The sequence below is a fragment of the Polynucleobacter aenigmaticus genome (assembly GCF_002206635.1).
Taxonomy (GTDB): Bacteria; Pseudomonadota; Gammaproteobacteria; order Burkholderiales; family Burkholderiaceae; genus Polynucleobacter; species Polynucleobacter aenigmaticus.
Genome location: NZ_NGUO01000002.1, coordinates 317,415 through 336,925, shown reverse-complemented (window position 1 = coordinate 336,925; position 19,511 = coordinate 317,415). Strand labels below are relative to the sequence as shown.

The window sequence follows — 19,511 nt, the reverse complement described above, 5'->3', positions numbered from 1 at the left end:
CTATGACATGCCTAACAATTGAGAAACACCATAGACGCCAGCCAATACGGTTAATTTTTCAGGCGCATTGAGAACAGTCATCTGCTGACCATCAGCCTGTAATTTTTTCTGCCATGCCAACAAAACGGTTAATACTGTAGAGTCAAAATCCTTCAGACCTCCACAATCGATCGTTCTTAAGGTGGCCAGGTTTAACAGGCCATCCTTTTCTAATTGCACGACATTGTCTTGCGTCACTGAAACAGGCAATAAAAATGGCATCTTGTTATTTATCTTTACTTGATCTTGATGTGATCTTTAATTTGTTGGCTTCGCAGCAGCAAGCTGCTTATTGCGATCCTGCAAGAACTTCACAAGACCCTCAACGCCGTTTTGACTAATTTGATTGGCAAACTGATTGCGATAGGCCTCTACCAGCCAAACGCCCATGATGTTCATGTCGTAGACTCTCCAGCCGTTAGCTGTTTTCTCGAGTCGATAGTCGAGCGGCACGGGATCGCCACGGCCAATCACTACCGTCTTTACAACCACCTCTTTATCATCAGGTGCTGCACGCAAAGGTTTAAATTGAACGGTTTGATCGCGAAGCTGACTTAATGCGCCGGAGTAAGTGCGGATCAGTAAATTCTTGAACTCGCTCACCAATTGCGCTTGTTGCTCGGGAGTCGCTTTTTTCCAATTAGGGCCCATCGCCATTTCAGTAGTGCGACGCATATCAGTGTAGGGAACAATCTTCTTCTCGACTAAATCGACGATGCGCGGAATATTGCCCTTCTGAATCTCGGGATCAGACTTGACGGAAGCCATCACATCAGAGACCACATTCTTAATCAGACCATCTGGTGTGGATTGATCTACGACTTGAGCACTTACTCCACCAACAGCTATAAATAAGCTTGATAACAATACCGCGAAGTATTTCTGAATGGTTTTATGGCTTTTCATGTGTGCTCGATCGTTGCTGGTCATTGAGGCTCATTTTAGCCCCTTAAGGAAATCTAAACGGGCTTACGCGCCTTTATTCGTAGGGGTTCTGATATGGAGGCATTAATACCTCCTCGTCTTCACGACCCTCATTGATTTGGTATTCCCGCCTCTGAATGTAGGCATCGCGCATAAAACTGTATTTATCGAGTGCCGCACCATCTAATAAGTCGCCAGCCTCGTAATAGGTATTGCGGGAATTCACGACCCGAAGACCAGTAAGACTGTTTCGCAAAGCTACATCTGGCAACAGCCTAAATAGATAATCAGACTCTAAATCAGCTACGGTACCAAAGGTATCGCGCACACTGCTTGGTCCAAAGAATGGCAAAACCACATAAGGACCAGCTGGAAGGCCCCAAACGCCAAAGGTTTGACCCCAATCTTCCTTGTGCTTAGGCAAGCCACCTGGTGTGGCCATATCAATCAAACCGCCCAAACCAAAGGTAGTGTTGACTACAACCCGCATCAAGTCGCTAAAGGCATAGTCAGGCTTGCCTTGTAACAAATTCTGCAAGGCCGTATAGATATCACTGTAGTTGCTAAAAAAGTTATAGATGCCGTCCCGCACAAATTCTGGCAAGACAAAACGGTAGCCAGTGACTACCGGCTTAAGCACGTATGCATCTAAACCTTCATTAAATTCAAAAACAGAGCGGTTGAATGGTTCCCACGGATCATTTGGAGAAGGTTCCACCCCAGCAGGAATCGATGCGCAGCCCACCATGGTTGCCACTAAACCCAGCAGCAAAAAGTGTCTAAGCTTAACTAGCCACTGCATTACTTTTCAGCGCCCTTGTCTTTGCCACTATCAGCAGCCTTGTTGTATAAAAACTGGCTAATGAGGCTCTCTAGAATGACTGCAGACTGAGTCTGTGTAATCTTGTCGCCTGCGGCTAACATGTCGTCTGAGCCACCCGCTTCGAGACCAATATATTGCTCACCCAATAAACCCGAAGTCAAAATCTTTGCCGAAGAATCTTTAGGGAACTTATAGGTATCTTCAATGGTCATAGTGACAGTTGCCTGATAGGTCTTATCGTCAAAAGAAATATTGGCAATGCGCCCAACCACCACACCCGCACTTTTAACCGGTGCACGTGGTTTCAATCCGCCGATATTGTCAAAACGGGCGGAAATTTTATAAGTAGGCGCAAAAGAAACGGCATTCATATTGCCAACCTTTAATGCCAGGAATAAAGCAGCCAATAAACCAATGGCTACGAAGATTCCGACCCAAACATCAATTGAATTTTTTCTCATAAGTGTTTGAGTTTATCAGTCTGACTAGTTACTTAGACTCTATAAAGTAAAGTTATTTGTGAAATTGAGGCAGATAGATTAGATATGATTTTACGGCATTACTGTATATAATTACAGTATGTCAGAGACAGCGCTAAAAACAATCAAAACGCTATGCTTACGCGTAAAGGATAAACACGCAAAAACCCTTTGTGCCCAAGCTCGTGAAGTGAACTTAGTTTGGAACTTCATTAACGAGTTATCTGAAAAGCACACAAGACGTACGGGCAAATTTTTCTCAGCATATGATTTGAATAAATACACCACCGGAAGCAGCAAGGAGGGTTTAAGCCTACATAGCCAAACCGTGCAAGCAATTAACGAGGAGTTTGTTACTCGCCGCATTCAGTTTCGTAAACTACGCCTATCATGGCGTAAAAGTAGTGGCGTACGCCGTTCGCTTGGTTGGATTCCAATTAAAAAATCGGTCATTCGTTATCGGAATGGCCAACTTCATTATCAAGGCCAAATAATTAATCTGTGGGATTCATACGGCCTAGCGGATTACGAGCTGGGCTCTGGCTCTTTTTCCGAAGATGCTCGTGGTCGTTGGTATTTTAATACTACCGTCAAGACTCAAAATGATCAAAATACCGCTATCACCTCGGTGGGCATCGATCTTGGCTTAAAGGAATGCGCTGTTGCTTCGGACGGGCAACGCCTCACTGGGCGAAACTACCGCAAGCTAGAAGCCAAATTAGGTATTGCACAACGCGCTAATAAAAAATTAAGAGTGAAAAATATTCATGCGAAGATCAAAAATCGCCGCAAAGATGAATTGCATAAGTTTTCTACAAAATTAACGCAAGAATATGGCGCAATCTTTATAGGAAACATCAGCAGTAAAGACTTTATTCAAACAAAGATGGCCAAGTCTACACTTGATGCAGGCTGGTCATTACTCAAAACGATGTTGGAATACAAAAGCGATTGCGCTGGCGTGGTCTTTGAGGAAGTGAATGAGGCGTACACAACCCAAACTTGCTCGTGCTGTGGCAACGCATCACCCAGCAGTCCGAAAGGTAGAGCAGGTTTGCGAATAAGAGAGTGGACTTGTTCAGATTGTGGTTCGGTTAATGACCGCGACCTCAATGCGGCCAAGAATATTCTCGCGCTCGGGCATGAGCGTCTCGCGGGAGGAATTCTCTCCATTTAGGGGGAGGAGGATGTCAATCTTTCTAATTCGAGAACATCATTGCGGTTAGCAAAAAATCCAATGCCAAAACCGATAAAGAAGAGATCACCACCGTACGGGTAGTTGCTTGTGACACACCCTCTGGTGTGGGTTTAGCCTCGTAACCCTGATACAGCGCTATAAAAGTCACCGCCACACCAAACACCAAGCTTTTAATCAGTCCATTGCCAATATCTGAAAAGAGGTCTACCCCGCCCTGCATCTGTGACCAAAAGGCGCCAGAGTCCACGCCAATCAAGGGTACGCCAACAAAGTAACCACCCATGACACCTACAGCAGTAAAGATCGTCGCCAAAATTGGCATCGCAATAATGCCCGCCCAGAGACGCGGTGCAATCACGCGGCTCAATGGATCTACCGCCATCATCTCCATGGCACTCAATTGCTCGCCGGCCTTCATCAAGCCAATCTCCGCCGTCAGTGAAGTGCCAGCACGACCAGCGAATAACAAAGCCGTAATGACTGGGCCCAACTCACGTGTCAGCGACAGCGCAACCAACAAACCCAGCGCCTGCTCTGAGCCATAACGGTTGAGAGTGTAATAACCCTGCAGACCCAAGACGAAGCCAACAAATAAACCCGAGACTGCAATGATCACAAAAGAGTGATTACCCACAAATAAAATTTGATCAGAAACTAAACGGGGTCTCTTTAATAAGAAGCCTGAACGCCAAATAACTGCGGCAAACATCCGCGCAGCAAGCCCAAGACTGGTTAAGTTGCGACGAACAAAAAATCCAAGATCCCCGAAGAGATCGACAGTTTTATCAAGCATGCTCATTTAAGGCTCACCCCAAAATCTTCTTCAAGGCTTTGCCCTGGATAGTGAAACGGCACTGGACCATCAGGCGATGCATCTAAAAACTGGCGCACAAAAGGATCTGTTGAGCGGCTCAATTCTTCCGGGGTGCCTTCTGCACCAATACGGCCATTGGCAATGAAATAAACGTAATCTGCAATCTCAAAGGTTTCCTCAACATCATGAGTGACCAACAGACTAGTTGCACCCAAGGCCTTATTTAAATCCCGAATCAAACGCGCTGTAATGCCTAGGGAAATTGGATCCAAGCCTGCAAAAGGCTCGTCATACATGATCAGAGGGGGATCAAGTGCAATCGCTCTTGCAAGTGCAACGCGCCTTGCCATACCGCCAGAAATTTGTGCAGGCATCAAATCGCGTGCGCCACGCAAGCCAACTGCATGGAGTTTCATCAGAACAAGTGAGCGCAGTAGTTCTTCACTTAAATTCGTGTGCTCACGCAAAGGAAAGGCGACATTTTCAAAAACGCTCAGGTCGGTAAAGAGGGCACCAAACTGAAAGAGCATGCCCATGCGACGACGCGCAACCATCAGCTCAGCAGAAGACATCTTGCCAATATCACGGCCTTCAAATAAGACTTGGCCTGACTGTGCTGTGAACTGACCGCCAATGAGTCTCAGAATGGTGGTCTTGCCACAACCAGAACCGCCCATGACCGCAACCACTTGGCCGCGGCGAAACTCCATATTGAGTCCAGACAGAATTTGCCGCTCGCCCGGGGCGTATGAAAAGTTGACGTCCTGAACTGCAACGACAACTTCGCCCTTGCCACCGCTAGAGGATATCCCCGTCACTTCTACCGAATTAGAGTGGCTACTATTCATATCCTCAATATTATCGGGGAAGGACCGATGAGCCCATCAAATACTCATCTACCGCCTGAGCGGCCTGACGACCTTCACGAATCGCCCACACCACCAAAGATTGACCACGACGCATATCGCCCGCAGCAAATACCTTAGGAACGTTGGTTTGATAGGCATTTTGGCCATCTACAGTAGCTTTTGCATTACCGCGAGCATCTTTTTCAACGCCAAAGGCATTGAGAACTTGAGCTGCGGGGGACACAAAGCCCATCGCTAGAAACACTAAATCAGCCTTAATTTCAAATTCAGAATTCGGCATTTCTGTCATCTTGCCGTCTTTCCACTCCAAACGCACACAGATTAATTTCTCAAGTTTGCCGTCTTTGCCTTCAAAACGCTTAGTCGCAACAGACCAGTCACGATCGCAACCTTCTTCATGAGAAGACGAGGTACGCAACTTAGTTGGCCAATATGGCCATACCAAAGGCTTGTTCTCCACTTCTGGTGGCTGTGACATCAATTCAAACTGAGTGATCTTGGTAGCACCGTGTCGATTGGAGGTTCCAACGCAATCAGATCCAGTATCGCCACCACCAATTACCACTACATTCTTACCCGCTGCGGAAATTTCATTTTTCAAATCGCCTGCGTTTTCTTTGTTCTGGGGAATCAAGAATTCCAAAGCATAGTGAACGCCCTTCAACTCACGGCCGGGAACTGGCAAGTCACGTGGCTGCTCAGATCCACCGCTAATCACAACGGCATCAAAATCTTTCATCAACTGATCAGGTGAAACGGTTTTTGTGGAGTAATTTTTGACTTCGGCACCAACTGCCTCTTTACCAACAAATACGCCAGTCTCAAACTTCACACCCTCAGCCTGCATTTGCTCAACGCGGCGGTCGATCAGCCATTTTTCCATTTTGAAATCAGGGATGCCGTAGCGCAATAATCCGCCAACACGATCATTTTTTTCAAACACGGTGACGTCATGGCCGACACGCGCTAATTGCTGCGCAGTTGCCATGCCTGCAGGTCCACCGCCAACAACGGCTACTTTTTTACCAGTCTTAGTCTTGGATGGTTGTGGCTTAACCCAACCATTTTCCCAGCCCTTGTCAATGATGGCGTGCTCGATAGACTTAATGCCAACAGCCTCGCTATTGATTCCTAGGGTGCAGGCAGCTTCGCAAGGTGCTGGGCAAATACGACCCGTGAACTCAGGAAAGTTATTGGTTGATTGCAAAACATCTAATGCATTCTTCCAGTCATTATGAAATACCAAGTCATTGAAATCGGGAATGATGTTGTTAACTGGACAACCGTTATTACAAAACGGTATGCCACAGTCCATGCAGCGTGCACCCTGCACTTTTGCCTCATCATCCGTCAATGCCGCAACGAACTCTTTGTAATGATGGAGGCGCTTAACGGGAGCTTCGTAAGTTTCATCTACGCGCTCAAACTCCATAAATCCAGTGACCTTACCCATATCGAATCCTCAGTATCTTTTCTTAATATCTTTATTAATTAAGCAACTTATTAGCAAATTACGCAGTTACAGTTTTGTTTTGCGCTTTTTCCCACAGCTCGCCTAAAGCACGTTTGTACTCAGTAGGAAGCACCTTCACAAAACGACCACGAGCATTTTCCCAATCAGCCAAGAGTGCTTTTGCACGCTCTGAGCCGGTATGACGGAAATGCTGCTCAATCAAGCCCTTGAGAATTTGCTCATCAGTCATACGCTCGCCACCATCCTTCACATCAACAGGGGCATGCCATCCAGACTGAGGCATCTTGGCAATCTGCTCAGCAGAAGGCAATACTTTTTCTAAAGTTGCCATGCTGGTATTGCAGCGCTTCTCGAAGAGGCCATCTTCGTCATACACGTAGGCAATACCACCACTCATACCTGCAGCAAAGTTACGGCCAGTTGCGCCCAAGACCACGACGGTTCCACCAGTCATATATTCACAACCGTGATCGCCGGTGCCTTCAACGACTGTTGTAGCACCAGAGTTACGAACTGCAAAACGCTCACCAGCAACACCATTGAAGAATGCTTCGCCGCCGATTGCACCGTAAAGAACGGTATTGCCGACAATGATGTTCTTTGCTGTGTCGCCGCGGAACTCATGAGGAGCACGCACAATTACACGTCCACCAGACAATCCTTTACCAACGTAGTCGTTACCATCGCCCACCAAATCTAGGGTGACGCCACGTGCCAAGAAAGCTGCGAAGCTTTGACCAGCGGTGCCGTTCAATTGAATATGAATAGTGTCATCAGGCAAACCAGCATGGCCATAACGCTGAGCGATTTCTCCAGAGAGCATTGCGCCAACCGTACGGTTTACGTTCTTCACCGGAACAATGAAAGAGACTTTTTCACCACGTTGCAGCGCAGGCTCACTCTTCTCAATCAGAATGTTATCCAGCGCACTACCTAAGCCATGTTCTTGAGTCAGAATTTGGTAACGTGGAACATCTTTAGCTACTGCTGGCTCAGCAAAAATCTTGCTGAAATCCAAGCCATGAACTTTCCAATTATCAATACCTTTGCGGGTATCCAAGAGGTCAACACGACCAATCAAATCATCAAATTTACGAATACCCAGTTGAGCCATGATCTCGCGCACTTCTTCTGCAATAAAGAAGAAGAAGTTCACAACATGCTCTGGCTTACCAGAGAACTTTTTACGCAACGCTGGATCCTGTGTTGCAACACCAACTGGGCAGGTATTCAAATGACACTTACGCATCATGATGCAACCTTCAACGACCAATGGGGCAGTAGCAAAACCAAACTCATCCGCGCCTAACAAAGCGCCAATCACTACGTCACGACCAGTTTTCATTTGGCCGTCAGCTTGAACGCGGATACGACTACGCAAGCCATTGAGCACCAATGTTTGTTGAGTTTCGGCCAAGCCTAATTCCCATGGGGAACCAGCATGCTTAATAGACGACAGTGGAGATGCACCAGTACCACCATCATGACCAGCGATCACGACGTGATCTGCCTTGGCCTTAGCAACACCAGCAGCAATCGTGCCAACACCTACTTCAGAAACCAGTTTCACAGATATATCGGCAGCCGGATTCACATTCTTTAAATCGTGGATCAATTGCGCAATATCTTCAATCGAATAAATATCATGGTGTGGAGGAGGAGAAATCAAGCCAACACCTGGAACTGAGAAGCGCAATTTACCAATGTAGTCGGAAACTTTACCGCCAGGTAATTGGCCGCCTTCGCCAGGCTTAGCACCTTGAGCCATCTTGATCTGAATCTGATCAGCAGAGCGTAAGTATTCCGTAGTGACTCCGAAGCGCCCAGAAGCAACCTGCTTAATTTTGGAGCGCAATGAATCGCCATCGAGCAAAGGAATATTTGCCTCAACAACATCATCTCCCAAGATACTCGCTAAGGTTTCACCCTTCTTGATTGGAATGCCTTTGAGCTCGTTCACATAACGATTTGGATCTTCACCACCTTCGCCAGTATTGGACTTACCGCCAATCCGGTTCATGGCAATTGCCAAAGTAGCATGCGCTTCAGTGGAGATGGAACCTAAAGACATCGCGCCCGTTGCAAAACGTTTGACGATTTCTTTTGCGGACTCAACTTCATCCAATGGAATCGCTTTAGCTGGATCAAGCTTAAATTCAAACAAACCACGCAATGTCATCTGACGCTTAGTTTGGTCATTGATGATATTTGCGTACTCTTTATAGGTCTGATAACCCTTTTCAGCTCCAATACGTGTGGAGTGCTGCAACTTCGCAATCGTATCGGGAGTCCACATGTGGTCTTCACCGCGGATGCGGAAAGCATACTCGCCACCCGCTTCGAGCATATTAGTTAAAACTGGGTCATTACCAAAGGCAGATTGGTGCATACGCAAAGCTTCTTCAGCCACTTCAAATACGCCGATACCGCCTACGTTTGAAGGTGTGCCTTTGAAATAATGATCAATCACCTCTTCATTTAAACCAATAGCTTCAAAAATCTGTGAGCCGGTATAAGACATATAAGTAGAGATACCCATTTTGGACATCACTTTTTGTAAGCCTTTACCTACTGCTTTAACAAAATTCTTGACGGCTTTTTCTGCTGACAAATCGCCGGATAAACCTTTAGCCATTTCAGCTAAAGTTTCCATTGCCAAGTAGGGATGAACTGCTTCAGCACCATAACCCGCCAAGAGCGCGAAGTGATGTGTTTCACGCGCGCTACCAGTCTCAACAACCAGACCAACACTAGTGCGCAAACCTTTTTCAACCAAATGCTGATGAATCGCTGAAGTAGCCAAGAGCGCAGGAATAGCTACGTGTTCCTCACCAACCTGGCGATCGCTCACAATCAGGATGTTGTAACCAGAGCGAACAGCATCAGCCGCTTCAGCACATAAAGATGCTAAGCGCGCCTCGATACCGGCTTTGCCCCAAGATGCTGGGTAACAAATATCCAGCTCGTATGAACGGAATTTACCATTGGTGTAGTGGTCAATATGACGAATCTTCGTCATATCGTCAAAATCCAAAATAGGCTGACTTACTTCCAAACGCATTGGTGGGTTGATATTGTTGGTATCTAACAAATTAGGCTTAGGCCCAATAAAAGACACCAAAGACATCACCATGTTTTCGCGAATGGAGTCAATCGGAGGATTGGTAACCTGCGCAAATAGTTGCTTGAAGTAGTTATAGAGCGGCTTATTCTTGCTGGAGAGTACTGCCAATGGGCTATCGTTACCCATGGATCCAATCGCCTCTTCACCATTCATAGCCATTGGTGCCATGAGGTACTTAATATCCTCTTGGGTGTAACCAAAAGCTTGTTGGCGATCTAATAATTTTGCTGCTGGACGAATAGTCGTTTTTTCATCCACCAAATCTGCTTTGCTAGCATCGACTTCATCGAGCTTAACGCGAACAGCATCAATCCAGCTCTTATATGGCTTGGCTTTTGAGACGGCATCTTTTAATTCGATGTCATCAATAATGCGACCCTGCTCCATGTCAATCATGAACATCTTGCCTGGTTGCAAGCGCCATTTTTGGACAATTTTGCTTTCTGGAATAGGTAATACGCCAGCCTCAGAGCCCATGATGACCAAGTCATCATCAGTCACGTAATAACGCGCTGGACGCAAACCGTTACGGTCCAGGGTGGCGCCAATCTGACGGCCATCTGTAAAGGCCATTGCGGCTGGGCCATCCCATGGTTCCATCATCGCTGCGTGGTACTCATAAAAAGCGCGGCGGTTGTCGTCCATCAAAGTATGTTGTTCCCAAGCCTCTGGGATCATCATCATCATGGCTTGTGCCAGAGGGTAACCCGCCATGACCAACAGCTCTAAGCAGTTATCAAAACATGCGGTGTCTGATTGGCCTGGATAAATCAATGGCCATAATTTCTTCAGATCATCGCCGAGCACTGGAGAACTGATTGCACCTTCTCGGGCATTCACCCAATTGACATTGCCTTTGACTGTATTGATCTCACCGTTGTGCGCAATCATGCGATACGGGTGTGCCAATTCCCACGCAGGGAATGTGTTGGTTGAAAAGCGTTGATGAACCAAAGCTAATGCTGAAATTGTGCGTGGATCCAGTAAATCTTTGTAGTACGCACCCACTTGGTTTGCCAAGAGCAGACCCTTATAAACAATGGTGCGCGCAGACATAGATGCTACAAAATATTCTTTACCGTGCTTTAAATGCAAATCTTGAATGGCGTGACTTGCTGTTTTACGGATTACATACAACTTGCGCTCTAGGGCATCGGTTGTCATGATGTCGCGCCCACGACCAATGAAGATCTGACGAATAAATGGCTCAGTCATTTGCACTGTTGGGGACATGGGCAATTTCACATCGATAGGCACATCTCTCCAGCCTAAAACCACTTGATCTTCCAAACGTACAGTGCGCTCTAACTCTTGCTCGCAAGCCAAACGGGAAGCATGCTCTTTCGGCAAGAAAATCATGCCAACGCCGTACTCACCATACGGTGGCAGCTCGATAGCTTGCTTGGCCATTTCTTCGCGATATAAAGTATCAGGAACCTGAATCAAGATACCCGCACCATCACCCATTAACGGATCGGCACCAACGGCTCCGCGGTGATCTAAGTTCTCAAGAATTTTCAATCCCTGAGCAACGATCTCGTGCGATTTTTTCCCTTTGATATGGGCAACGAATCCTACGCCGCAAGCATCATGCTCATTTCGAGGGTCGTAAAGACCTTGTGCGATTGGACGAAGATCTGTATTCATATGTGTAGTCATAATATTTCCGTTTGCCATTAAGGCCTGATCACTTTTGGAGGATCAAATATAGGTGAATACCCATGCTGATGCAATAAAAATAAAATAACTCTGTCCCATTTATTAATGGGAAGCACCACAATGAATTAAAAATAAAGGGACAGAGTCAACAATTGATGAGTACCCTCTAGCACATCTGAACCATAGAGCGGGTTCTAAGTCACTGAATTGATTGAAATTAATTTCTTTGGCCGGCCACGATATCGGATAATTGCCTGCTCAGGATTCTCTTTAAAGAGTTTTTTAGCGTAAATATCGCTTACCCAGGGCTTAGAGCGAACAAGTGCTTCAGTAATTTGCCGATCTTCCCAGTGAGGCGCACCCTCTTTTACAAAGCCGGCCCATGTCATTTGCCGCTCAAAAGGGGTATTACCCAACTTCCAAAAGTGTTGATGGTCTACCAACCACGGCTCTGCATTGCCTCCGATATGAGAAGCAAAGCTTGTCCAGGCCGAATCTTGGGGGCTAGATTCAAAGCCGGCCCTAACTGGATTTAGTTCTATGTAGCGCTGACAGCGCAAGAAATAATCAGGATCTATCAAGGAAGAGCGGTAGCGCCCCTCCCAAATTGTTCCTGAGCGATGGTGTTGTTGATTGAAATACTGGGCGTAGCGCCTACCCAAAGATTGCATCGTTTTAGCTAGTGCATCAGCGTTTTGTGGAGTAATCAAGAGATGCACATGGTTTGGCATCAATGCAAATGCATGTACTGCAGCGCCAAATTGTTTGGCAGCTTCACGCAGCCAGTCTAAATAGACTCGGCGATCAGCATCACTAAAAAACAAGGTTTCTCTGTTATTGCCACGAACCATCACATGCATTGCTTGGCCAGGAATGATGGTGCGTGCTTGCCGTGCCATTACTGAAACGAACTACTGCAGTTCGCGAACGCCACCATTATTTGAAAACTCCGGAATAAACCAATCCCCATCTACCTGAGTCACTCCCGCAGGCACTTCGCGCCCTTGTTGTGGCTCATCCCTCAAAGCAGTGCTCATATAAGAGATCCACATTGGCAAAGCAAGACCTCCACCAGTTTCACGATCACCCAAACTGGCAGGCTTATCGAATCCAATCCAAGCGATTGCCACTACTTTAGGGCTATATCCCGCAAACCAAGCATCGTGAGAATCGTTGGTTGTACCCGTTTTACCCGCAATGTCATTGCGGCCTAGCTTGGCTCTCGCACTACCCGCAGTTCCTGTCTTAGTTACTTCCTGCAACATGCTATCCATCACAAAGGCAGTGCGGGCATCTAACACGCGAGTTGCATCCACTTTCGCTTGGGTTGGTTTTGCCTCAAACAAAACCGTACCTTTTGAATCCATCATCTTATTAATCAAAAACGGATCAACGCGATAGCCGCCGTTAGCAAAGACACTATAGGCAGATGCCATTTGCAAAGGTGTTACAGAGCCGGCGCCTAAGGCCATCGTTAAATAAGGGGGATGCTTCTCCGCCTCAAAACCAAAGCGTTGAATATATTCTTGCGCATAAGAAGGGCCAATGGCACGAATGATCCGAACGGAAACCAAGTTCTTGGATTTAGCCAAGGCAGTACGTAAACGCATCATGCCCTCGTACTTGCCATCGTAGTTCTTAGGCTCCCAAGCTTGGCTACCAGTTTCCATGCTGCCAATTGAAAGTGGCGCATCGTTCACCATGGTGCTCGGAGAAAAACCTTTTTCAATTGCAGCAGCGTAGATGAATGGCTTAAACGAGGATCCAGGTTGGCGCTGAGCCTGAGTGACGTGATTAAATTGATTGCGGCGGAAATCAAAACCGCCTACCAATGAAAGAATCGCGCCCGTCTCTGCATTCATGGAAACAAAGGCCGCTTCTACTTGTGGCAATTGCGCCAGCTTCCAAACCCCACCATCTGACAGCAGCCTGACGATGGCGCCAGGACGTAAGCGTTTTTTAGGTTGAGTACTATCGGTTAAAGAGGCAGTTGCAAGCTTCATACCCTCACCTTTTAGGGTGATCGTATCGCCCGTTGAAATCATGACCTGCATTTCTTTTGGTTTGATATCGAGCACCACACCCGATTGCAAATCATCTAGCTGCGGGTAAGCCAATAAAGCTTCATCAATTGCGCGTTGACGCTTGACATGATCTTCCGGCAGATCAATGAACCCCTCGGGGCCGCGATAGGCATGACGCAGATCATATTCAAAAATACCGCGTCGCACTGCCTTATATGCCGCATCTTGATCCGCCTTCAAGATCGTGGTGTATACATCTATTCCTTGAGAATAAATTGCTTCGCCATATTGCGTAAACAGTAACTGACGCACCATCTCTGATGCAAAATCTGCACGGATACTAAATTCATTACCAAGACCACGAATATGCAATTCTTCTGCCATTGCAATCTGGTACTGCTCGGGAGTGATGTAAGACAAATCTCGCATCCGCTGCAAGATATATTCTTGGCGAATTTTGGCGCGACGGAAGTTGCTTACCGGGTTATAGGCCGATGGGGCTTTTGGCAATCCTGCCAACATGGCAGATTCAGCAATAGTGATGTCTTTTAATTCTTTACCAAAATAGATCTGGGCTGCACTAGAAAAGCCGTACGCCCTTTGACCCAAGAAGATCTGATTCATATAAATCTCAAGAATCTTGTCTTTACTTAACTGAGACTCGATTTCCCAAGAGAGCAGCACCTCATAAATCTTGCGGCTGAAGGTTTTCTCATTACTTAAAAAGAAATTACGAGCCACCTGCATCGTGATCGTTGAGGCGCCTTGTGAAAGATTGCCCCGCAAGTTAGTAAGAGCAGCCCTTAAGATGCCCACGTAGTCCACACCACCATGGGAGTAAAAACGATCATCTTCGATTGCCAAGACTGCATTACGCATAGTCACTGGGATTTCATTTAAGGGAATGACCTTGCGGCGCTCCTCACCAAACTCGCCAATCAGGACTTTATCGGCCGTATAAATTCGTAGAGGTGTTTTTGGGTTGTAGTCCACCAATGCTGAAATCTTCGGCAAATTGGGTTTTGCTATTAAAAAGGCGTAGCCCAGGAGCAAGGTAAACACCACAGCAAAAACCATGCAGATGATCAACAAGGCTTTGACAAGGGGATTGCCCCCTGATTTGTTGGATGGGGAACGCTCCGCTCTATGCTGACCAGGACGTCTATCAGGCTGTCGGTTAAACCGCCCGTTTAAAGGCGGCCTGTCTTTTGGAGGTAGAGCCATAGAATCAAATTATAGGGTGCTTGGTGAATTTTCCTGAAAGCTCCAAAACCCTTGTTTAAAGAAGTTTGAGGTAGATTTTTCTGACCTGCAATTCTGCCTTGCCTGATCGTTTTTCCTATCCTTAGGGCAAACAATGCGGCATGCCACCACGCCATATCTCCCCCCAGTCTTTTGATCACATCCTTAGTAAGTTGGAAGACGATTCTGCCATTCCGGACCCATGGAATTCGCAAATCCTCAGCACCCTTAAGACCCCAACCAGGGGGCTAAGCCAAGCCAAAATCTTCGTCATTTTCGGTTTCCGAGCCTCACTTTGATAGGCTAAAAACTACCCCTATTTTGATTATTGTTACGTTCCTTGCCCTCACCATCGGGGCTGTATTTTTTCTTCTGGAATCCCACAAGCCAGCTCTGGGCAGGAACGACATGCCTTGCAGAGTCAAACATCTAACCTAAAGAATGAACTTGCTTTATCTCTAAGTAGCTGGTTTTCAGAACAAGATGATTGATACACTGCATTAGATAAAATAGAAGTAAGTATTCACTCTAGAAGTTAAGGCCTCCAATATCCGCGCCACAAAGTAATCCGTCACCCACCCCATATTAGGCTGAACTACGTCGCCGGAGATATTTAGGGCTCCTTCAAACATGTGTAGTTAAACAGGCTTTTCATACCGGCAGACCATGCTGATGGTCGCCAATGAGAGGCGGCTATCTTGACCTACCCCAAAGGCAAATCCATCACATTGAAGTCAACCAAATTAGATGCACATTACAGTCAAAAGAACCGGTCGTAATTGTGCATAGTAGCCACTGATTACCATGGCAAAAGAGCCCTTCATTGCTGCAAGGGCATGCAATCTCTCTTTAATAACTTGACTCTTCATTAAAGAAGTCTTTAATAAGAACCGAATTAGCGGGCCGCATGTTGACGGTAGATGTCAGCGTTGCAAATCAATGGGGGCGTCTAATTGCGCAGGCAGGACGTCCTACACCAGCGATTAATCGCCTGCTGGCAGCAACTGCAATCCACTATGGATTAAAGCTAGTCACTCGCAATGCCGGCGATTTTCAATTTCCAGGGTTGGAGGTTATTAACCCCTGGAAGATCTAAATCTGGCATCAAATAATCTCAACCTAATGGTTCTACTTTTAAGCGTCAACCCGCTGATTGGGGATTTGTATAGTCATAAATCCAAATTAGCCAATAAAACCGAACTATTAGTCTTCTTAACACCCACCGTCTTAGAGAAACACTAATAAAATCAAAGGGTGAACTCTTCATCCAACAATATCTTTCTGATTGGCCTCATGGGCGCTGGAAAGTCGACCGTCGGTAAATTGCTGGCTAAGAAATTAGGTCGACGCTTTCTGGATGCCGACCATGTCATTGAAGATCGTTGCGGCGTCAAGATTCCCATCATCTTTGAAATGGAAGGCGAAGATGGGTTCCGTAAGCGCGAGGCTCAGGCCATCAAAGACATTACCGCAGAGCAAGACGTTATTTTGGCAACTGGTGGTGGTGCCATCTTACTTCCTGAGAACCGTCAATTCCTCAGTGAAAGAGGAACAGTGATTTATCTCCACGCCAATCCGATGGAACTATGGCATCGCACTAAAGGTGGCGAAGGCAGACCGCTTCTCAGAAACGGTGATGCAAAAAAGATTCTAGAAAATCTATACGCCATCCGAGACCCTCTTTATCGCGAAATCGCTGATCATGTCATTGAAACTGGGAAACCCAGCGTTAATCAATTGGTCAATACTTTAATCATGCAGCTCGAACTTTCCGCTTGAATTTATCCATGAAAACATTAGAAGTTGATCTAGGCAATCGTAGTTACCCCATCCATATTGGTAGCGATTTAATAGATCAGCCAGAACTATTTAGCGCTTGCGAGAAAGCGACATCGATTTATATTGTTACCAATACGACTGTTGCCCCTTTGTACGCAGAGCGCCTCACAAAGACTTTAGGACAACTTGGCAAGCCTGTCAGAACGATTGTCTTGCCTGATGGGGAGTCCTATAAAGACTGGAAAAATCTCCAGCTGATTTTTGATGACCTCCTTAAGTTTGGTGCAGATCGCCAAACCATGCTTGTAGCCTTAGGAGGCGGAGTCATTGGGGATATGACGGGCTTTGCTGCAGCAAGCTTCATGCGCGGCATTCGTTTTATTCAAGTGCCAACAACCTTGTTAGCTCAAGTCGACTCTTCGGTTGGCGGCAAAACGGGCATCAACCACCCGCTCGGTAAAAATATGATTGGGGCATTTCATCAACCTGTAGCAGTCATCGCAGATCTAAATACCCTCAAAACTTTGCCTGCACGTGAACTCTCAGCCGGCCTTGCTGAAGTGGTTAAGCACGGCGCTATTGCGGATACTGAGTTCTTGAATTGGATTGAAGCAAATGCAAAATCTTTGTTGGCGTGCGAAACATCAGCAATGGCACATGCCGTTCTGCGCTCTTGCGAAATTAAATCCGCAGTAGTGTCTGCCGATGAAAGAGAAGGCGGCATTCGGGCCACGCTTAACTTTGGACATACCTTTGGTCATGCCATTGAAGCGGGCATGGGCTATGGCTCATGGCTGCATGGTGAAGCTGTTGGTTGTGGCATGGTAATGGGTGCAGACCTATCAAGGCGCCTGAATTTCATCACCCAAGATGAAGTAGATCGTTTAACTAAGATTATTCAATCTATGAATCTACCTACTGATCCACCGAAGTTTGGTGCGCAGCGTTATATGGAATTAATGCAAGTAGATAAAAAGACTGAGGGCGGCCAGATTCGTTACGTCGTTCTTGAGAAGATTGGCAAGGCTCAAATTAAGAGCGTGCCAGATGCCCAGGTCATAGAAACTTTAGCTGCAACTGGCGCCGTGTAATTGCTGCAGGGGTCTTATTTCTGAATAAGGCTAATAGTGACTGCCTGGCCTGCTTGAGCACTAGCAAATGCAGAAAGGTCACTTAGTAATTCCTGTCCAGTCTTAGTATCCAGCCAGAGGGGCGCAGTCAAGGTGCCAGCCCAACGATAGTGATAACCACCAGATTTGGCTGCAACCCAGATTTCATGTAAAGGGGCCTGGGTATTAACCACAATGATGCTACGGTCCTTAAATCGAATATTGATGACATTTCCACCTTGGCGCTCCACATCAAGATCTAAATCCAATGCGTCATCAGCCGCCTCCAGGGCTACTTCAATCGACTCCATCAAATTGCTTCCTAACTGATGAAATTGCTTGTCATCAATGCTTGCAACAGCTAGATTGTTTGGCTTCATATTAGAGTCCTGCATGCTATATTCAATCATTCGTTTTAGAGACATTCATGATAGCGATTCTTAAAAGAACTCTCGGCATTAGCCTTCTAATATCCCTTGTAGGATGTGGGGTTAGAGGACCGCTATATTTGCCAAATGTGCCGCCTGCCCCCCTGCCACCTAGCGAGTCAGAGCCTAAAGGCAAGCTCTACCCACCTCAAAGCCCTGCTGCGACTAACCCAACATCGGCCAAGCAATGACAAGTAAAGCAATTCCCCTCCCAGATTTAGCTGGATTCACAGAACATAATGGCAGTTGGTATGCGGAAGAAATTCCTTTAGCAGATCTAGCAAAAGAGTTTGGCACCCCCTTATACGTTTATAGCAAGAAAGCATTGACCCAGGCTTATCAAGCCTATGACAAAGCCTGCGTAGATTCCACCGGCAAGAGGCGTGCACGCGTTCACTACGCCATGAAAGCCAACAGCAACTTAGCAGTAATTGATTGCTTTAAAAAATTAGGCGCTGGCTTTGACTTAGTCAGTGGCGGAGAATTAGCTCGTGCTTTAGCAGTGGGTGCAGATCCAAAGAGTTTGGTATTTGCAGGGGTTGGTAAATCTGCCCCTGAAATTGCCCAAGCATTGCAGGCTGGAGTTAAATGTATCAATGTGGAATCGATTGCCGAGCTTCACCAAATCAATCGCGTTGCCACCAAGCTTAATTGCCGCGCACCCATTTCCTTACGCGTCAATCCTGACGTCGATGCTCAAACCCATCCTTATATTTCTACTGGATTAAAAGGCAACAAATTTGGTATCGCTTATCACGAGGTCCTAAAAACCTATCGTGAAGCTGCATTACTTTCACAAATTGATGTTGTGGGTATTGACTGCCATATTGGCTCTCAGATTACGAACACCGCCCCTTATTTAGATGCGCTCGATAAAGTGCTTGAGTTAGTCGCTCAATTGAAAAAAGAAGGTATTGATATCCATCATCTAGATTTAGGTGGTGGCCTAGGCATCTCTTATGGTGATGACAACCCTCCGGACATTACTGAGTTCACCAACACCTTGCTTAATAGAGTTGCTGAGCGAGGCTTTGGGCATCTCGATGTCGTCTTGGAGCCCGGCAGATCCTTGGTGGGCAATGCTGGCGTGCTACTAACTCAGGTGGAATACCTTAAGCCTGGCGCTGAGAAAAACTTTTGCATTGTGGATGCTGCAATGACCGAGTTGATGCGCCCAGCGCTATATGAGGCCTATCACGGCATTGTGGCCGTTCAAACTAAAACAGTTAAAAGCGTAACCTATGACATCGTTGGACCGGTCTGCGAATCAGGTGACTGGTTGGGAAGAGATCGCACGCTCGCAGTTGAAGAAGGCGATCTACTCGGTATTCTGTCTGCAGGTGCTTATGGTTTTGTGATGGCATCGAACTACAACACCAGACCAAAGCCTGCGGAGATTATGGTTGACGGAAAAAATGCTTATGTCATTCGTGCTCGTGAAAATATTGCAGATCTCTTTGCTACTGAAACAGTATTGCCGAGCTAAGCTAGTCACAATAATAAATTGCGATGCTTTAAAAATCGCA

General features: G+C 46.5%; 17 protein-coding genes. 6 read left to right on the top strand and 11 right to left on the bottom strand.

Annotated elements, in window-relative coordinates; all coding sequences use genetic code 11:
• The 4 genes from CBI30_RS02405 to mlaD all read right to left on the bottom strand — a co-directional run bounded on the left by CBI30_RS02405 (position 1) and on the right by mlaD (position 2,247).
• On the bottom strand, positions 1–261 hold the full coding sequence (locus tag CBI30_RS02405) for an STAS domain-containing protein (protein WP_088526711.1): 261 nt from the start codon (positions 259–261) through the stop codon (positions 1–3).
• 36 nt (positions 262–297) lie between these two features.
• Positions 298–945 carry an MlaC/ttg2D family ABC transporter substrate-binding protein gene (locus CBI30_RS02400; protein WP_240553467.1) on the bottom strand — a complete coding sequence of 216 codons (648 nt, stop codon included), beginning with the start codon at positions 943–945 and terminating at the stop codon, positions 298–300.
• Between the two features lie 73 nt (positions 946–1,018).
• On the bottom strand, positions 1,019–1,765 hold the full coding sequence (locus CBI30_RS02395) for an MlaA family lipoprotein (protein ID WP_088526710.1): 747 nt from the start codon (positions 1,763–1,765) through the stop codon (positions 1,019–1,021).
• Positions 1,765–2,247 (bottom strand): outer membrane lipid asymmetry maintenance protein MlaD, encoded by a 483-nt coding sequence (mlaD, locus tag CBI30_RS02390; protein WP_088526709.1) that lies wholly within the window; start codon positions 2,245–2,247, stop codon positions 1,765–1,767. The genes CBI30_RS02395 and mlaD overlap by 1 nt, the downstream gene beginning before the upstream one ends.
• A gap of 118 nt (positions 2,248–2,365) precedes the next feature.
• On the opposite strand from mlaD, the gene CBI30_RS02385 reads away from it, so the two are divergent.
• On the top strand, positions 2,366–3,442 hold the full coding sequence (locus tag CBI30_RS02385; RefSeq protein WP_206075522.1) for an RNA-guided endonuclease InsQ/TnpB family protein: 1,077 nt from the start codon (positions 2,366–2,368) through the stop codon (positions 3,440–3,442).
• Positions 3,443–3,464: 22 nt separating this feature from the next.
• Here CBI30_RS02385 and mlaE read toward each other — a convergent pair whose 3' ends face one another.
• From mlaE to CBI30_RS02355, 6 genes are all read right to left on the bottom strand, one after another.
• Positions 3,465–4,256, bottom strand: a complete 792-nt coding sequence (gene mlaE, locus CBI30_RS02380) for a lipid asymmetry maintenance ABC transporter permease subunit MlaE (RefSeq protein WP_420812032.1) — start codon at positions 4,254–4,256, stop codon at positions 3,465–3,467.
• A gap of 2 nt (positions 4,257–4,258) precedes the next feature.
• On the bottom strand, positions 4,259–5,125 hold the full coding sequence (locus CBI30_RS02375; RefSeq protein ID WP_169711234.1) for an ABC transporter ATP-binding protein: 867 nt from the start codon (positions 5,123–5,125) through the stop codon (positions 4,259–4,261).
• 10 nt (positions 5,126–5,135) lie between these two features.
• Positions 5,136–6,599, bottom strand: coding sequence for a glutamate synthase subunit beta (locus CBI30_RS02370; RefSeq protein WP_088526707.1), 1,464 nt, complete (start codon positions 6,597–6,599; stop codon positions 5,136–5,138).
• A gap of 58 nt (positions 6,600–6,657) precedes the next feature.
• A complete protein-coding gene (locus tag CBI30_RS02365) occupies positions 6,658–11,403 on the bottom strand; it encodes a glutamate synthase-related protein (protein WP_088526706.1) in 4,746 nt (1,581 codons plus the stop codon).
• 194 nt (positions 11,404–11,597) lie between these two features.
• Positions 11,598–12,302, bottom strand: a complete 705-nt coding sequence (locus CBI30_RS02360) for a transposase (protein ID WP_088526705.1) — start codon at positions 12,300–12,302, stop codon at positions 11,598–11,600.
• A 12-nt stretch (positions 12,303–12,314) separates the two neighbouring features.
• The gene (locus CBI30_RS02355; protein ID WP_088526704.1) at positions 12,315–14,651 is read right to left on the bottom strand and encodes a penicillin-binding protein 1A; all 2,337 of its coding nucleotides are present in this window, start codon (positions 14,649–14,651) and stop codon (positions 12,315–12,317) included.
• Between the two features lie 925 nt (positions 14,652–15,576).
• On the opposite strand from CBI30_RS02355, the gene CBI30_RS02345 reads away from it, so the two are divergent.
• From CBI30_RS02345 to aroB, 3 genes are all read left to right on the top strand, one after another.
• The gene (locus tag CBI30_RS02345) at positions 15,577–15,765 is read left to right on the top strand and encodes a PIN domain-containing protein (protein ID WP_088526702.1); all 189 of its coding nucleotides are present in this window, start codon (positions 15,577–15,579) and stop codon (positions 15,763–15,765) included.
• Between the two features lie 158 nt (positions 15,766–15,923).
• The gene (locus CBI30_RS02340) at positions 15,924–16,448 is read left to right on the top strand and encodes a shikimate kinase (protein ID WP_088526701.1); all 525 of its coding nucleotides are present in this window, start codon (positions 15,924–15,926) and stop codon (positions 16,446–16,448) included.
• A gap of 8 nt (positions 16,449–16,456) precedes the next feature.
• Positions 16,457–17,539 (top strand): 3-dehydroquinate synthase, encoded by a 1,083-nt coding sequence (aroB, locus tag CBI30_RS02335; protein WP_088526700.1) that lies wholly within the window; start codon positions 16,457–16,459, stop codon positions 17,537–17,539.
• Positions 17,540–17,553: 14 nt separating this feature from the next.
• On the opposite strand, the gene cyaY is transcribed toward aroB, so the two are convergent.
• Positions 17,554–17,967, bottom strand: coding sequence for an iron donor protein CyaY (gene cyaY / locus CBI30_RS02330; RefSeq protein WP_240553466.1), 414 nt, complete (start codon positions 17,965–17,967; stop codon positions 17,554–17,556).
• Positions 17,968–17,984: 17 nt separating this feature from the next.
• Between cyaY and lptM the strand changes: the two genes are divergently transcribed.
• Complete coding sequence (gene lptM, locus CBI30_RS11410) at positions 17,985–18,176, top strand: LPS translocon maturation chaperone LptM (protein ID WP_088526698.1); 192 nt, start codon at positions 17,985–17,987, stop codon at positions 18,174–18,176.
• Positions 18,173–19,471 (top strand): diaminopimelate decarboxylase, encoded by a 1,299-nt coding sequence (gene lysA / locus CBI30_RS02320; RefSeq protein WP_088526697.1) that lies wholly within the window; start codon positions 18,173–18,175, stop codon positions 19,469–19,471. The genes lptM and lysA overlap by 4 nt, the downstream gene beginning before the upstream one ends.
• Positions 19,472–19,511: the final 40 nt, after the last annotated feature.

What these genes read in the sequence shown, in the direction of transcription:
- CBI30_RS02375 (WP_169711234.1), bottom strand. Translation starts at nt 5,125, where the DNA reads ATGAATAGTAGCCACTCTAATTCGGTAGAAGTGACGGGGATATCCTCT.
- lysA (WP_088526697.1), top strand. Translation starts at nt 18,173, where the DNA reads ATGACAAGTAAAGCAATTCCCCTCCCAGATTTAGCTGGATTCACAGAA.
- CBI30_RS02360 (WP_088526705.1), bottom strand. Translation starts at nt 12,302, where the DNA reads ATGGCACGGCAAGCACGCACCATCATTCCTGGCCAAGCAATGCATGTG.
- CBI30_RS02345 (WP_088526702.1), top strand. Translation starts at nt 15,577, where the DNA reads ATGTTGACGGTAGATGTCAGCGTTGCAAATCAATGGGGGCGTCTAATT.
- mlaD (WP_088526709.1), bottom strand. Translation starts at nt 2,247, where the DNA reads ATGAGAAAAAATTCAATTGATGTTTGGGTCGGAATCTTCGTAGCCATT.
- aroB (WP_088526700.1), top strand. Translation starts at nt 16,457, where the DNA reads ATGAAAACATTAGAAGTTGATCTAGGCAATCGTAGTTACCCCATCCAT.
- CBI30_RS02370 (WP_088526707.1), bottom strand. Translation starts at nt 6,599, where the DNA reads ATGGGTAAGGTCACTGGATTTATGGAGTTTGAGCGCGTAGATGAAACT.
- CBI30_RS02355 (WP_088526704.1), bottom strand. Translation starts at nt 14,651, where the DNA reads ATGGCTCTACCTCCAAAAGACAGGCCGCCTTTAAACGGGCGGTTTAAC.
- CBI30_RS02395 (WP_088526710.1), bottom strand. Translation starts at nt 1,765, where the DNA reads ATGCAGTGGCTAGTTAAGCTTAGACACTTTTTGCTGCTGGGTTTAGTG.
- lptM (WP_088526698.1), top strand. Translation starts at nt 17,985, where the DNA reads ATGATAGCGATTCTTAAAAGAACTCTCGGCATTAGCCTTCTAATATCC.
- CBI30_RS02400 (WP_240553467.1), bottom strand. Translation starts at nt 945, where the DNA reads ATGAAAAGCCATAAAACCATTCAGAAATACTTCGCGGTATTGTTATCA.
- mlaE (WP_420812032.1), bottom strand. Translation starts at nt 4,256, where the DNA reads ATGCTTGATAAAACTGTCGATCTCTTCGGGGATCTTGGATTTTTTGTT.
- CBI30_RS02365 (WP_088526706.1), bottom strand. Translation starts at nt 11,403, where the DNA reads ATGACTACACATATGAATACAGATCTTCGTCCAATCGCACAAGGTCTT.
- CBI30_RS02405 (WP_088526711.1), bottom strand. Translation starts at nt 261, where the DNA reads ATGCCATTTTTATTGCCTGTTTCAGTGACGCAAGACAATGTCGTGCAA.
- cyaY (WP_240553466.1), bottom strand. Translation starts at nt 17,967, where the DNA reads ATGATTGAATATAGCATGCAGGACTCTAATATGAAGCCAAACAATCTA.
- CBI30_RS02385 (WP_206075522.1), top strand. Translation starts at nt 2,366, where the DNA reads ATGTCAGAGACAGCGCTAAAAACAATCAAAACGCTATGCTTACGCGTA.